The sequence below is a fragment of the Acidithiobacillus marinus genome (assembly GCF_002847505.1).
GTDB lineage: Bacteria > Pseudomonadota > Gammaproteobacteria > Acidithiobacillales > Acidithiobacillaceae > Acidithiobacillus > Acidithiobacillus marinus.
In genome coordinates this window covers 225001-239643 of record NZ_MXAV01000004.1, presented here as the reverse complement: position 1 = coordinate 239643, position 14643 = coordinate 225001, and the positions used below count along the sequence as shown (strand labels likewise).

Below are 14643 nucleotides of genomic sequence, written 5' to 3'. Positions count from 1 at the left end.
TGCAAGGAGAAAAGTATGCGTCTTTTACACACCATGCTGCGGGTGGGCGATATGGATCGCGCCATCCAGTTTTACACCGAAGTGTTGGGTATGCGCCTGTTGCGCCGCAAGGATTACTCTGAGGGTAAATTCACTCTCGCCTTTGTGGGCTACCAAGAGGAGAACGCCGGGGCCGTCATCGAACTCACCTATAACTGGGGCGTAGATCACTATGATCTCGGCACAGGCTTCGGGCATATTGCCCTGGAAGTGGACAATGCGGCTTCCGCCTGTGATGCCATCCGCGCCAGAGGGGGCAAGGTAGTGCGTGAAGCCGGGCCCATGAAGCATGGCAGCACCATCATCGCCTTTGTCGAAGATCCTGATGGCTATCGCATCGAACTCATTGAGCATAAAAGCTAGCTTGCCGAGCTGTTAACGGACAAAAAAGTCTCATCCTCGACAAAATAGTTTCATCCTGAGTTTTCGGCTCTGAAGTAAGTTGGTCTGGCAATGGTCGGCGGCCCTGTTTCAGCGGCAAAGCTTGTGCCGGTGCATCTGACCTTGGTGGAGCATTCCTAAATGATGATGATTCGTCATTTTCGCTAGGCACGTTCCGAAACCACCAATGACGGGTAAAGACTGGTAGCGGTCATTCTAAACTGGGACCGTGAATTCCGCGCTGTTCTAACGGGGCTGTGGTACTATCACTGTGAATCTCGTAAGTGGTGGAGGCGCAAGGTCACCACGGAAGGGCACCTTATCGTTGCCCTGTGGCAACTGCCTCTTTCGCATATACGCTCGCTAGAATATCATTCAGAACGCTGGTTGCATAATTCATTATTTTTAGAGGGCTATCATTTTTAGCATTGCCTTTATTTAAAGGGCCAAAGACGGAGCCTAAACTTCCATACTCTTCATGTGGGCTTGGCATATTTTCTGCCTCAAGATTCTTTAAAGCAGCTACATTCGGAGTCAAGCGATCTTGAATATATGTGTCATCAAGAATTGCCGCTTGTAGGTCTGCCTTAAATTTTCGGAGAGATTGGGATGAAATTTTTATTTTAACGACCTTTTTCTTGCCAGGGCGAGTGCCAGTGCATTTATAGGCCCATTGTCTTGGGAAGAATCCGAGTTGCATCGTGTCCCAGCTTAGAGAAGTCCACCATTTGTTAGAATAGTTATCAGCTTTAAGAAAGCGAATCCATCCATTAACAGATAGGGCATCCGCTAGACTTCCATTTTCTAATATAACATCCTGCAATCCATATTGCTCGCTATTCTCAAGCCTTACCAAGGACGCATTCTTTACGTTGTAGTATAGCATCCTTTTGAGACTCAAATTATTCCTTCTAAGATTTACAAGATAGGAACACTTAAGTTCATCTCCATGGATTCCAAGTAACACTGCCTTTGATTGCACGATTCGGTTAAAGAGCAACGGGTAAATTTCTAGATCTAAATCCTCCTGTCGCTCCAACGAGCTATTAACATGCGTCCAAAGTTCATATCTTTCATGACTAATATCTACATTTCCTTGGTAAATGGAATACACAATGCTGACTACAGATAAAATAATTGCAATCATTGAAAAAACAAAACTATTATCCTTATTGGCGATGAACTTCCTCGTTTCTCGATAAATCACGCCGATCGAGTTGAGGCGCGTTATTCCATACAACTTCCTAATTCCACGCATCAATATGCCTTTTCTCAAGATTGTGTGTGAACTTCGCTTCCCTCATCAGGTTCATCGTCTCCTCAGTCTTCCGGCAACCCAATATCGTTCGTTCGTTATGGATGTAAATCAGCGTCAGCCATTGACCATGCCTCAGCACCAAACATTTGCCACCTATGGAGTGCTATAACGCTTCGTAACTCTATGGACTAAAATATAAACATCAAATTTTTTGTTCCTCGCTGTTTCAAGTGGGTAGCCTGAGATCCAGCTTACCCAGAATCAGATTGCCATGTTAATAACATTCTTCTGCGTGCGATAGCCCCAAGCTTTGACCTTGGCGGATTGGATGAGGCTATTGAAGCTTTAATAATCCCATTGGTGATCTGGCTTTCGAACCAGCGGAGCACGCCGTCACAATGATTCATGATGGTGTAGGCGACCTTGATATATGCCAACCGTGACACGCCCAATAACGAATGACTGAAGTTGCAGCTTACCTGCCAATGGGGATAAGGAGCACGTCGCGTAGCAGAAATCCTGGGGACTCCGCGAGAAGCCCGGATGATACTATTTTGTCCGTTAACACGAGCATCCAGCCTGATCCGAGCAAGCAGCAGCGGGCCTGATCAAAAAGTCCGCTCACGGCTTATTTTTAATCCTCATGCCATAGGGCTTTTTCACCCAGACGCTGCAAATATTGTGTGTGCAGTGTGGATTCTTCGGCACTGGCCATGATCACCCTCAGTCCCCGCCGCACCGCCACCATACCAGCAACATGACTCCCTGCCGCATCGGGAAGAGGTGCCGACGTCATCGCATTGGCTTCCGTTCCAGACTGGGCATCACTGCCACTCAAGAGACCCATCATATCCACCTGCCCTCCGGTCATGCCGAGATACACCAGGGCAAGAATTTCGCAATCCAGCAAGGCGCCATGCAGTTCACGGTGGCTGTTATCGACGTTATAGCGACGACACAGACTGTTCAGATCATTTTTCTGTCCGGGATGACGACGTCGGGCATCCAGCAAGGTATCCATCACCTTGTGACTGAGGGGGGCTTTTTTCACGAGCGCCAGCTCATGATTGAGAAAGCCCAGATCAAAGGGGGCATTGTGAATGATCAATTCCGCCTCTCCCAGATATTCCAGAAAAGCATCAGCCACTTCAGCAAACAGGGGCTTATCCTCCAGAAAATCATCGCTGAGTCCATGCACGCGCAGCGCCTCGGGATCACTACTGCGCTGGGGGTTGAGATACTGCTGGTAATTGTTTCCGGTCAGGCGCCGGTCGATCAACTCCACGGCGCCGATTTCAATCACCCGATGCCCCTGTTTCCAGTCAATTCCGGTGGTTTCGGTGTCCAGCACTATTTGTCGTAAAGCCATCCTTCCCCCTCCTGACGCTGCTTGCCTGCTCCGAACTGATCCATGACCCGATTGAGCAAGGCATCGACTTGCTCATTTTCGGCATGCCCTGAATGACCACGTACCCAGACCCATTCGATCTGATGGGGTGCGGCCACCTGCACCAGACGCTCCCAGATATCCTGGTTTTTTACCGGAGCACCGCCCGCTGTGCGCCAGCCCCGCTTTTGCCAACCGGCCAACCATTGGGTCATGCCGTCGCGCAAGTAGCGTGAATCGCTGACAACCTGCACCCGGGTCGGGCGCTTAAGGGCTTCAAGACCGCGCAGGGCCGCCGTCAATTCCATACGATTATTGGTACTTTCCGGCTCAAATCCCCAGAGGACCTTTTCCTGATTTTCCCGGCGCAACCAGGCTCCCCAGGCACCGATGCCCGGATTTCCCCGACAGCCGCCATCGGTAAACAATTCCACAACTTTTTCAGACATGATGAATCCCTGTTATGGCTGCCTGGCATCCTGAGGATCATACGCTGCCGGCGCTTCAGAGCGCAGCTTGCGCCGCTCCCGACGCATTTTCACCGAGGTCAGTGCACCAACCAGTGGCCGCTCCGGGTCGCGGCGCTGCGCCAGTAACAAATAAGCATTGGCACCTGCTGGCCACCAGCGATCACCCATCAACTCCATCCACTGGGCATTTTTTCCCAGACCGGGCAGGGTGTATTGGAAATAACGACCCTCCCGCAAAATAAAATCCTGGGTTTCGAGAAGGTGGCGCAACTTGCCGAGGGGCAGAAAGGGGCGGCGCCAGGGCCAGGCGCGGTCGCGCCGCCACAAACGCCAGCGCCGCATGAAACTCAGACTACCGCCAGGATTGAAATCCATGATCAACACATGCCCCTCGGGCCGCAGCACCCGCCAGCATTCTTCCAGCACAGCTTCGGGATCACCCATACGCGTCAGGCAAAAAGGCACAATGACCAGATCAAAGCGCATAGCCGCAAATGGCATCTCCTGACAAGCACCGTAGGCCTGTAAATAAGCTTCTGTGGGGAAAGCAAAGCCATCATTCAGTAACACCCAGGTGCGCCCGGTGCCGGGAGGCATTCCCCAGAACACCGGCTGCCCCAGCTGCAAAATGCTTTCCGGCAGCAGACGATCAATCCAGCGCGGCAGAATATCCCGGGCACGGTCCAACAGCAGTTGCCCCGCGCCGCTGTCCCACCAGACTGCCGCGCGCAGTTCCTGGGGTCGACTCCGCCGTCCTCGCCTCGCCATTTCAGTAAAACCGCTTCACAATATCCAGACACACCAGTGTACGTGACCCCAAAGCATTACCAGAGTAGGCTTATGGTAACGCGCTTGTGCCGAGAACCAAACATGTCTGTGCATTTCATTCCTGCTTTTGCCGATAATTACATTTATGTGCTGGAGAGCCGCGCCGGAATCTGGGTAGTCGATCCCGGCAGCGCCGATCCGGTTTTTTCCTGGCTGGACCAACGCCAGATGAAACCAACGGCCATTTTATGTACCCACCACCATCCGGACCATACGGGTGGAGTAGCGGCGCTGGCCAGGCATTTTGCAATTCCCGTCTATGGCGCCAATGACCGCATTCCGGCCCTCACGCACCCGGTTCATGCTGGCAAGCTGACCATTGCTGCAGCCGAACTCAGTGTTCTCGAAGTGCCTGGCCATACCCGGGATCATCTTGCCTATGTCTGGAGTCAGTCCCTGTTTTGTGGCGATACCCTCTTTGCCGCTGGTTGTGGCAGGCTATTTGAGGGGACTCCCGAAATGCTGTTTCAAAGCCTGCAACAACTGGCCACTCTTCCTGCTGCCACCCGCGTTTATTGTGCCCATGAATACACCCAGAATAATTTACGCTTTGCCGCCTTGGTTGATCCGGAAAATCCGGTCATTCAGCAGCGCCAAATGCTTGTCCGCCAGCAACGCGATGCCGGCGAACCCAGCTTGCCGTCGAGCATTGGCCTGGAATGCGCCAGCAATCCCTTTTTACGCTGTCATGTGCCCGCGCTGATCGCCAGTGCTCAACAGTTTGATCCGGACTGTGATGGCAGCCCCTTGTCCGTATTCACTACTCTGCGGTGCTGGAAAGACCAGTTTTAGCCCCGCTTTCAGCCTGGCCGGCGGAATGGCAGGCAATGGAGTTCAAAGCGCTGTTCCCAGGCCGCACGCAATACCCGACGCACCATGGCGGCATCCACAGCCTCCAGTTGCTGCAAGGAAGTTTCGGCGGATTGCAAACGCCCCAAGTACAACCATTGCCGCGCCAACCGGCTCATGCGCAGTTCGGCATCTTCCTGGGCCAGTAACAACTGGATCCGCAAGCTGCGTTTGGCCCAGTCCATATCTGCCGGGCTCGGGCCTTCACTTAAGAGCTTCGCCAGCACTTCCGCCATGGCCTTGCCTGCTTCATGGGCCTTGTCTTCAGGAGTGGCTATGTACAAGGACCATTCGCCGCAGTCGCGCAAGGCATCCAGATGGGAAAATACCTGATACGCCAAGCCGCGTCTTTCCCGTAACTCGCGAAACAGATAAGAGGCCGTACCTCCACCCAGAATGGCATTGGCCAGCACATGGGCCAGATAATCCGGCGATTCTACCGCACAGGCCGGGGCCATCCAGACCAGATGGGCCTGACGCGCTTCGGTGCGGCGGATACTTTTTCTGCCGGACTGAAACCGGGGCGGTACGCGGGAATTCATCACCGAGGCGGGACGTCGCCCTCCCGGAAATGCCTGCTGCGCCCATTCACAGTATCGTTCATGAACCACATCCCCTACGGCGGTAACAATCAGTGGCGCTTCCGCCAGTACTCTTTCATGGTAGGCCTGCAGGCGTTTGCGGCTGGCTGTACGAATACACTGAGCCTTGCCCAGTACCGGCCAGGCCAGGGGATGTTCACCCCAAATTTCCAGCAGGGCGCGTTCCTGTACCCAGTCCTCCAGATCTTCAGCCGCCATGGCCGCTTCCTGAGCCACCACCTGCTTTTCCAGGCGCAAATCCTCATGGGCAAAGCGTGGCCGAGTCAGCATTTCACTGAGCAAGGCAAAAGCATCCCGGGCATCTTCTGCCAGAACGGTCCCGTGAAACACCGTGCTCTCACGATCCGTAAACGCATTGATGGTCCCTCCCAGGGATTCCATCGCGGCATTCAGGGCATCGCCGTCTCTTTCAGTACTGCCCTTGAACAGCATGTGCTCCAGCAAATGGGCAAACCCATTTTCATCGTCTTGCTGATCCCGACTGCCATTACCCAGAGTCAGGGACAGCGCCACACTCTGCCGGCCCGGCAAGCGCTCGCTCAACACCACCACCCCGTTATCCAGGGTAGTCACCGAAGCTTCCACAGTTTTAATCACAGCAATACATACCCGTTAATGCGACAATGGAAAAGTTTTTGCATGTCTTTCCCGCGCAGGCAGAAAATGCAAACAGGGGTGGACACCTGCAGTCCACCCCTGCTCTGATACCAAAGGGAATACCAGCCAGAAATTATTGGGTAATATCCTTCATGCTCAGCTTGATTTTGCCCTGGCGATCCACTTCCAGGACTTTGACCCGCACGGCCTGCCCTTCCTTGAGATAGTCATGCACATCACTGACCCGCTCGCTGCTGATCTGGGAAATATGCAGCAGGCCATCGCGACCCGGCAGAATCGTTACAAAGGCACCAAAGTCCATGATCTTGGCAACCTTGCCGTCATAAATGGTATCCACCTGCACTTCTGCGGTCAGCAGCTCGATCCGCCGCCGCGCGGTAGCACCCGCCTCACTGTCCACCGTAGCAATGGTCACCGTACCATTATCCTGAATATCAATGGCGGCACCGGTTTCTTCGGTCAGGGCGCGGATGACCTTGCCTCCCGGTCCGATCACATCGCGGATTTTGTCCGGATTGATGTGCATGGTGATAATGCGTGGCGCGTTATCCGAAAGTTCCACTCGTCCCTGACCAAGCACGGCATTCATCAGACCCAGTATGTGAATGCGTCCGGCATGGGCCTGCTGCAAGGCCTTCGCCATGATTTCGCGGGTAATCCCATCAATTTTGATGTCCATCTGCAGGGCCGTAACCCCTTGTTCCGTTCCGGCCACCTTGAAATCCATATCGCCCAGATGATCTTCATCTCCGAGAATATCGGTCAATACCGCAAAACGCTCGCCATCCTTGATCAGTCCCATGGCGACCCCGGCGACTGGCGCCTTCAGCGGCACACCGGCGTCCATCAACGCCAGAGAGGCACCACAGACCGTCGCCATACTGGATGAACCATTGGATTCGAGCACTTCCGAAACCACCCGCAAGCTGTAAGGAAACTCACCGGGTTCTGGCAACACCGCCGCTATGGCTCTTTTTGCCAACCGTCCATGGCCAATTTCCCGACGCTTGGGAGAACCCACCATGCCGGTTTCACCCGTGGAAAATGGCGGGAAATTATAATGGAGCATGAAGCGGTCTCGACTTTCCCCCTGCAAGGCATCAATGATTTGCTCATCGCCCTTGGTCCCCAGGGTGGCGATAACCAATGCCTGGGTTTCTCCCCGGGTAAACAGCGCCGAACCATGGGTGCGGGGCAATACTCCCGCCTCAATGGTAATGGGCCGCACGGTTTTGGTGTCGCGCCCGTCAATACGCGGCGCTCCATCGAGAATCCGGCCCCGGACAATGCCGGTTTCGATTTTCTTGACAAAACTCCGCACCATATCGGCACGCTGGGCATCTTCGCTGGCAAATTCCGCCACCATGGACTGCTGGATAGCTTCGAGTTTTTGGCTGCGGGCCTGTTTTTCCACCAGGGAATAGGCTTCCTGCAACAAGCCCGAGGCCTTGGCCTGCACGGCCTCACCCAGGGCTGCATCGGCAACGGGAGCTACCCAGTCCCAGGCAGGATTGCCCACTTCGCTGGCCAGGGCGGCAATGGTTTCAATCACCGGCTGGAATCCCGCGTGACCATACATCACCGCCTCCAGCATGACCTCTTCAGATAGCTGCTGGGCTTCGGATTCCACCATCAATACCGCATGGCGGGTACCGGCCACCACCAGATCCAGCTGCGATTCGGCCAATTGCGCATAGCCCGGATTCAGCACATATTGGCCGTTGATGTATCCTACCCGCGCGGCACCCAGCGGTCCCTGAAAAGGAATACCGGAAATGGCCAGAGCGGCGGAAGCGCCGACCATGGCCAGAATGTCCGGATCCTGATCCCGATCCACGGAAAGTACAGTTGCAATCACCTGCACTTCATTCATGAATCCTTTCGGAAACAAGGGACGGATGGGGCGATCAATCAAACGGGAGGTGAGGGTTTCCTTTTCCGTCGGCCGTCCTTCCCGCTTGAAGAACCCACCGGGAATTTTCCCTGCGGAATAGGCTTTTTCCTGATAATTGACCGTCAACGGAAAGAAATCCTGGCCCGGTTTGACTTCTCGGCGGCCTACGGCCGTCACCAGTACCACCGTATCGCCACTGGATACCAGCACTGCTCCATTGGCCTGACGCGCCATGCGGCCCGTCTCCAACTGCAGGCGCTGCCCGCCGAAATCCAACTCTTTCCGAATGATGGCCAAAACCTTCTCCTTACTTGCGCAGACCCAGACGCTCAATCAGCGTCCGATAACGGTTCACATCCCGCTTCTTGAGATAATCGAGCAGCTTGCGACGCTGACCCACCATCTTCAACAAACCCTGACGGGAATGATGATCATGCTTGTTGCTTTTGAAATGATCGGCCAATCCTTCAATACGAGTGGTGAGCAGGGCTACCTGCACTTCGGGGGAACCGGTATCTCCGGCATGGGTCGCATAACCCTGAACTACTTCTGCTTTGACTTCACGCGACAACGACATAATTCCATCTCCTCGGAACTTCTGAAAAAACAATACTCACTAGTTTACGCTCATGAGGCGGCGCGGCGCCACCTTTCCGTCGTCCATAACCTCTCCCAAACCCAGGAACTGCTCCCCGGGACCGTAGAGGCGAATGCGTCCCAGGGAGGGAGCGTGAGCGACCACCACCCCCTGTCCCTGACGCAAGTAATATGCCGTATTTTCTGTGAGGGTAACGGCTGGCAGATATTCCAGGGCCAGATCCATCGCCTTCAGGGGGCATTCCCCTTGTTTGTGACTCTCCGCAAGGGCATCCAGCGTCAACGCATCCTCAATGCGAAAAGGGCCGGTGACAGTGCGCCGCAATTCCTCGACATGGGCGCCACAACCCAGGGCGGTACCCAGATCCATGGCCAGACTGCGAATATAGGTTCCTTTGGAGCAATCCACATCCACCACCAGACGCTTATCGCTCAATGCTACCAGCCGCAAACCGTCTATGCGTACCTGACGCGGCGCTCTTTCTACTTCAATGCCTTTGCGCGCCAGCTCGTACAAGGGCTTGCCACCTTGCTTGATCGCGGAATACATGGGCGGAATCTGGGCAATTTCACCGAGAAAACGGGGAAGGATGGCTTCCACGTCAGCGCGGTTCACTGCCACCGGCTTATCTTCCAGAATTTCGCCTTCGCGGTCGCCGGTATTGGTCGTCTGCCCCAGTCGCAGGGTTGCCCGGTAGGACTTGTCGGCATTGAGGATGTAATCCGATACCTTGGTGGCCTCACCGAAGAGCAATACCAGCAGCCCGGTGGCAATAGGATCCAGGCTGCCGGTATGTCCCGCCTTTTTGATGCCGAGAATCCGTTTAGCTCTTTGCAGAGCCGCATTGGAAGTCAAACCCTCAGGTTTATCGAGGAGCAGCAGCCCGTGCTGACAGGACATATTCACACCTCCTCGTCTGGGGCAGGCGGCAAATGAGCGAGAATTTCAGCCATTTCCGCGCCCCGATCAAAGCGGGCGTCATAGATAAAATGCAGGGGTGGGATGCGCCGCAGGGCCAGACGCTTCCCTAGGATCTGGCGCATCTCACCAGCCCGGGCATCCAGCGCATGCCGCACCCGCTCGGCGTGCTCGGGACCATCCATCAAGGAAAAGAACACCGTCGCCGAACGCATATCCGCAGGCAGATCGACCATGGTAATCGTGGGCGGCAAGAGTGTCAGATCTGCCGGCAAGCCGTGCAACTCCCGCAACAAGGCCGCGATTTCTTCGCGCAGCAGGTGAGAAACCCGGGCGCCACGCGGATAGGCACGATGTGTATGCTGCAACGCCAACCCCTAGACCGTACGCGCGACTTCAGTGGTTTCGAAGGCCTCAATCACGTCTCCGTTCTTGAGGTCATTGAAATTGCGCAGACCGATACCGCACTCGAAACCCTCCCGGACTTCCTTGGCGTCGTCTTTGAAGCGGCGCAGCGAATCCATTTCACCGCTGTGAATCACCACATCCTGACGCAGCACCCGGACCTTGGCATTGCGCCGCACCACACCATCAGTCACCATACACCCGGCAATGGTTCCCACCTTGGGAACCCGGAAGGTTTCCCGCACTTCGGCATGACCTATGATTTTTTCACGAATTTCCGGAGCCAGCATCCCGCTCATGGCTGCCTTGACTTCATCCACTGCGTCATAAATGACGCTGTGATAACGGACGTCCACACCGGTACTTTCAATGAGCCGCCGCGCCTGGGCTTCGGCCCGGACGTTGAAACCGATAACCACCGCCTGGGATGCGGCCGCCAGATTCACGTCCGATTCTGTAATGCCTCCGACCCCCGAATGGATGACCGTAACTTTCACTTCGGAGGTAGAAAGGCGTTCCAGCGTCGTGGTCAAGGCCTCCACCGAACCTTGCACGTCGGCCTTGATCAACAGGTTCAACTGCTGCAACTGACCATCTGCGGCCGCTTCGAAGAGACTTTCCAGCGATGCCTTCTGGTTTTTGGCCAGCCGCACATCGCGGAACTTGCCCTGCCGGAACAATGCCACTTCCCGGGCCTTGCGTTCGTCGGCCACGACCACGACCTCGTCGCCCGCATGAGGAACATCGCTGAGGCCGAGGACTTCAGCTGGCAAACCAGGGCCGACATCCTGGGTATTCTGCCCGGCATCGTTGACCAATGCCTTGATACGCCCGAACTGAGCCCCGGCCAGGAGCATATCGCCGGCATGCAGGGTTCCCTGCCGGACCAACACAGTGGCCACCACGCCACGTCCACGATCCAGACGCGATTCGATGACCACGCCCTTGGCGGGACCATTACTCTGCACATCCAATTCCAGCATTTCCGCCTGCAGCAAAATGGCGTCCAGCAGGTCATCGATATGCAGACCCGCCTTGGCCGACACATTCACAAACTGGGTATCACCACCCCATTCTTCGGGAACCACCTCGTGACCCGCCAGTTCCTGACGAATACGCTCGGGATCCACACCCGGCTTGTCGATCTTGTTGACCGCCACCACGATGGGTACCTGTGCCGCTTTAGCATGGTGAATGGCTTCAATGGTTTGGGGCATGACGCCATCATCAGCGGCCACCACCAATATCACAATATCTGTGGCCTGGGCACCACGGGCACGCATGGCCGTAAACGCCTCATGACCCGGCGTATCGAGAAAGGTGACCATCCCTTTGGGCGTTTCCACATGGTAGGCACCAATATGCTGTGTAATCCCACCCGCTTCGCCACTGGCAACCTGGGCGGATCGTATACGATCCAGCAACGAGGTTTTACCATGATCCACATGCCCCATCACCGTGACTACCGGAGGCCGGCGCAGCATGATGGGCGTTTCCGACGGACCTTCATCCATCAGGAAGGCTTCGGGGCTGGTCATGGCAACCATTTTGACTTTATGCCCCAATTCTTCGACCACAATAGCTGCCGTTTCCTGGTCAATCACCTGATTGATGGTAGCCATCACCCCCATTTTCATCATGGCCCTGATGACATCGGTGGCCTTGATCGCCATCCGGCTGGCCAACTCACCTACAGTAATGGTTTCCGGAACAGCCACTTCACGAATGACCGGAGCCATGACAGCTTCATTGCCCATCTGCCCGCCACGATTGCGGTTTTTCTTGTCCCCAGGTTTGCGGCGACGGGCCAGAGCTTCGGCATTGCCACCGTCCTCATTGCGGCGCACACCACGCCGACCGGCCCGGTCATCATCGCTACGCCCAGCCGGACCGGTTTTCTTGCCACGAGGCGGACTCGCTGGGGCCTTGGCCGGAGCTGCCACGGCAGGACGCGGACGCTCATTGACTGGTGCACGATTCCGTTCAGGGGGAGTACGCCCGGTAGCGGGACGCTCAGCATCTGCCTGTCCTTCGCCACGCGAACGGTTATCCGGGGCTCGCGCAGTCTCAACCTGATGCGCCTCGACCTCCGCAGCTGCTACTGTTTTTTCAGACTCTGGTGCTACCGTTGCCGCAGCTTCGTGGGCAGTTTCCACAGCCGGCACTTCTACCGGAGTCGCTACGGTCTCAGGTTCAGGCACTTTCTGCTCAACCACATTTTCTGGTTCAGCAACAGGACGTTCTGCTATCGGTGCCTGTTCGACAGGTTCTTCCACGGCCACTTCGCGTTTGACATAGGTGCGTTTGCGGCGGACTTCCACCTGTACAGTGCGCGATTTACCCGCACCCACAGACTGCTTGATTTCCGAAGTGCTGGTACGATTCAGCGTGATGCGCCGCAGCTCACCCCCGCCTTCTCCATGAGCGCTGCGCAACGAAGCCAGCAGCCGATGCTTATCCTCTTCCGTGACCGGATCCTCGGCTGTTTTCTTCTTGATGCCCGCAGCATTCAACTGCTCCAACAAGCGCGCATCGGTTACACCTAATTCAGCTGCAAAATTGGCGACAGTTACCGTCATAATCCTCTTTCTCCAAAACCACTTGTTCGCACAATGCGTTACAGGGTTGTATCAAGCAAACCAGGGCGCACGCGCCTCCAGAATCAGGGCCTTGGCCCGTTCTTCTTCAATACCGACCATCTCGCATAGTTCACTGGCAGCTAGTTCTGCCAAATCTTCGGCAGTCACCACCCCCTTACTGGCCAGCAAATGGGCAAGACCCTTGTCCATGCCTTTCAGTTGCAGCAGATCCTCGGCGGGTTGGCTGAGGGCGACTTGTTCTTCCTGGGCAATGGCTTTATTCAAAAGTACATCTCGCGCCCGCCGGCGTAATTCCCCGACGAGTTCCTCGTCGAGCCCTTCGATTTCGATCATTTCGGCGACGGGCACATAGGCGACTTCTTCCAAGGAGGTGAAACCTTCACTGACCAGCAGTTGCGCCAGATCCTCGTCCACCCCGAGCTCCTGAATGAAATGGTTGAGGAATTTGGCATCTTCCTCATCTCTTTTGGCCTGGGCCTCTTCTTCCGTCAGGATGTTGATGGTCCAACCCGTCAACTGAGTCGCCAGACGGACGTTCTGACCACCACGACCAATGGCCTGGGAGAGATTTTCAGAATCCACCACCACGTCCATACTGTGCGTGTTTTCATCCACCACAATACTCGACACTTCTGCCGGTGACAGTGCATTGATCACATAGCTGGCCGGATCAGCAGACCAGATGACAATATCAATGCGTTCCCCCTTCAGTTCATTGATGACGGTCTGGACCCGATTCCCGCGCAGGCCGACGCAAGCGCCGACCGGATCCACCCGGGGATCATTGGAGCGCACCGCCAACTTCGCACGCAAGCCGGGATCGCGCGCAGCTCCCATAATTTCAATCATCCCGTTGCCAATCTCCGGCACTTCCTGGGCGAACAGTTTGATCAGCAATTCCGGACTGATCCGCGACAGGAACAACTGCGGACCGCGCTGCACCCGGCGCACATCCTGGAGATGGGCCTTGACCCGATCGCCGGGACGGATGGCTTCACGCGGCATCATTTCCTCTTTGGCCAGCAATGCTTCCGCTCTGCCCATATCGACAATGGCATTGCCTTTTTCCATACGTTTGACGAGGCCGCTTATGATCTCACCCTTACGCAGGGCAAAGTCGGAAACTATCCGGTCACGCTCAGCATCGCGCACCTTCTGGACAATCACTTGCTTGGCGGTCTGGGCGGCAATGCGACCAAACTCGACTGGTGGTAGCACTTCCTCGACAAATCCACCCAGCTCTACATCGGGGCGCAGCGCCTGAGCATCTTGCAAACGGATGTGTATGTCTGCATCAAATTCGTCCGCATCATCGGCCACCACTTCCCACAGACGTCGGGTGACGTAATCTCCCGTCTTGCGATCTACATCCACCACAACATGCCAGTCCGCCCCATATTTTTTCTTGGACGCAGATACCAGAGAAGCTTCCAGAGCTTGAAAAATAACCTCCCGATCCACATCCTTCTCATGGGCGACGGCATCCGCCAGATAAAGAAGTTCACGACTCATTGACTTGCTCCTCTCTGCATATCCGTCCCTTTACCATTGGGGTACCAGCTTTGCCTTGTGTATATCATCCAGCGCTAGCAACCAGCGCCCCTCATTATTTTCAATGACCACTTTCTGGTCCTCCAGCCCCTGTAAAACCCCCAGTAGGCGACGTCGACCCAGATGCAATCCGTGCAAATGCACTTCCGCATTCTCTCCCTGAAAACGTTCAAAATCCCGCAGGGTTTTCAATGGTCGATCCAGTCCGGGGCTGGAAACTTCCAGACGATAAGCGCCGTTGATGG

14 protein-coding genes and 1 pseudogene (1 of these 15 only partly in view) are annotated in these 14643 nt (G+C 55.4%); 2 read left to right on the top strand and 13 right to left on the bottom strand.

Annotation, left to right across the window (positions count from 1 at the left end; translation table 11 throughout):
- Positions 1–15: 15 nt before the first annotated feature.
- On the top strand, positions 16–402 hold the full coding sequence (gene gloA / locus B1757_RS01880; RefSeq protein WP_101536690.1) for a lactoylglutathione lyase: 387 nt from the start codon (positions 16–18) through the stop codon (positions 400–402).
- A 337-nt stretch (positions 403–739) separates the two neighbouring features.
- Here gloA and B1757_RS01875 read toward each other — a convergent pair whose 3' ends face one another.
- From B1757_RS01875 to B1757_RS01855, 5 genes and pseudogenes are all read right to left on the bottom strand, one after another.
- Positions 740–1678, bottom strand: coding sequence for a hypothetical protein (locus B1757_RS01875; RefSeq protein WP_101536689.1), 939 nt, complete (start codon positions 1676–1678; stop codon positions 740–742).
- Between the two features lie 226 nt (positions 1679–1904).
- Positions 1905–2106 (bottom strand): annotated as a pseudogene (locus B1757_RS01870) (transposase); the annotation flags it as partial.
- Positions 2107–2312: 206 nt separating this feature from the next.
- Positions 2313–3047 carry a DNA polymerase III subunit epsilon gene (dnaQ, locus tag B1757_RS01865; protein ID WP_101536688.1) on the bottom strand — a complete coding sequence of 245 codons (735 nt, stop codon included), beginning with the start codon at positions 3045–3047 and terminating at the stop codon, positions 2313–2315.
- Positions 3029–3514 carry a ribonuclease HI gene (rnhA, locus tag B1757_RS01860; RefSeq protein WP_101536687.1) on the bottom strand — a complete coding sequence of 162 codons (486 nt, stop codon included), beginning with the start codon at positions 3512–3514 and terminating at the stop codon, positions 3029–3031. The genes dnaQ and rnhA overlap by 19 nt, the downstream gene beginning before the upstream one ends.
- Positions 3515–3526: 12 nt before the next feature.
- Positions 3527–4303: a class I SAM-dependent methyltransferase gene (locus B1757_RS01855; protein WP_101536686.1), complete on the bottom strand. Its 777-nt coding sequence runs from the start codon at positions 4301–4303 to the stop codon at positions 3527–3529.
- Positions 4304–4405: 102 nt separating this feature from the next.
- Here B1757_RS01855 and gloB point away from each other — a divergent pair, with 102 nt between their 5' ends.
- Complete coding sequence (gloB, locus tag B1757_RS01850; protein WP_101536685.1) at positions 4406–5155, top strand: hydroxyacylglutathione hydrolase; 750 nt, start codon at positions 4406–4408, stop codon at positions 5153–5155.
- Positions 5156–5163: 8 nt separating this feature from the next.
- On the opposite strand, the gene B1757_RS01845 is transcribed toward gloB, so the two are convergent.
- From B1757_RS01845 to rimP, 8 genes are all read right to left on the bottom strand, one after another.
- On the bottom strand, positions 5164–6411 hold the full coding sequence (locus tag B1757_RS01845; protein WP_253253655.1) for a M16 family metallopeptidase: 1248 nt from the start codon (positions 6409–6411) through the stop codon (positions 5164–5166).
- A gap of 133 nt (positions 6412–6544) precedes the next feature.
- The gene (gene pnp, locus B1757_RS01840; RefSeq protein ID WP_101536683.1) at positions 6545–8623 is read right to left on the bottom strand and encodes a polyribonucleotide nucleotidyltransferase; all 2079 of its coding nucleotides are present in this window, start codon (positions 8621–8623) and stop codon (positions 6545–6547) included.
- A 10-nt stretch (positions 8624–8633) separates the two neighbouring features.
- Positions 8634–8903: a 30S ribosomal protein S15 gene (gene rpsO / locus B1757_RS01835; protein WP_101536682.1), complete on the bottom strand. Its 270-nt coding sequence runs from the start codon at positions 8901–8903 to the stop codon at positions 8634–8636.
- Between the two features lie 39 nt (positions 8904–8942).
- The gene (truB, locus tag B1757_RS01830) at positions 8943–9824 is read right to left on the bottom strand and encodes a tRNA pseudouridine(55) synthase TruB (protein ID WP_101536681.1); all 882 of its coding nucleotides are present in this window, start codon (positions 9822–9824) and stop codon (positions 8943–8945) included.
- Positions 9825–9826: 2 nt separating this feature from the next.
- Positions 9827–10210 carry a ribosome-binding factor A gene (locus B1757_RS01825; RefSeq protein ID WP_101536680.1) on the bottom strand — a complete coding sequence of 128 codons (384 nt, stop codon included), beginning with the start codon at positions 10208–10210 and terminating at the stop codon, positions 9827–9829.
- Between the two features lie 9 nt (positions 10211–10219).
- Positions 10220–12826, bottom strand: coding sequence for a translation initiation factor IF-2 (infB, locus tag B1757_RS01820; protein WP_101536679.1), 2607 nt, complete (start codon positions 12824–12826; stop codon positions 10220–10222).
- Positions 12827–12877: 51 nt separating this feature from the next.
- Positions 12878–14359, bottom strand: coding sequence for a transcription termination factor NusA (gene nusA, locus B1757_RS01815; protein ID WP_101536678.1), 1482 nt, complete (start codon positions 14357–14359; stop codon positions 12878–12880).
- A gap of 30 nt (positions 14360–14389) precedes the next feature.
- Positions 14390–14643, bottom strand: partial view of a ribosome maturation factor RimP gene (gene rimP / locus B1757_RS01810; protein ID WP_253253654.1) — the 3' portion only. It continues 205 nt past the right edge of the window; the window shows 254 of its 459 coding nt (coding positions 206–459); its start codon lies off the right edge, out of view; the stop codon is at positions 14390–14392.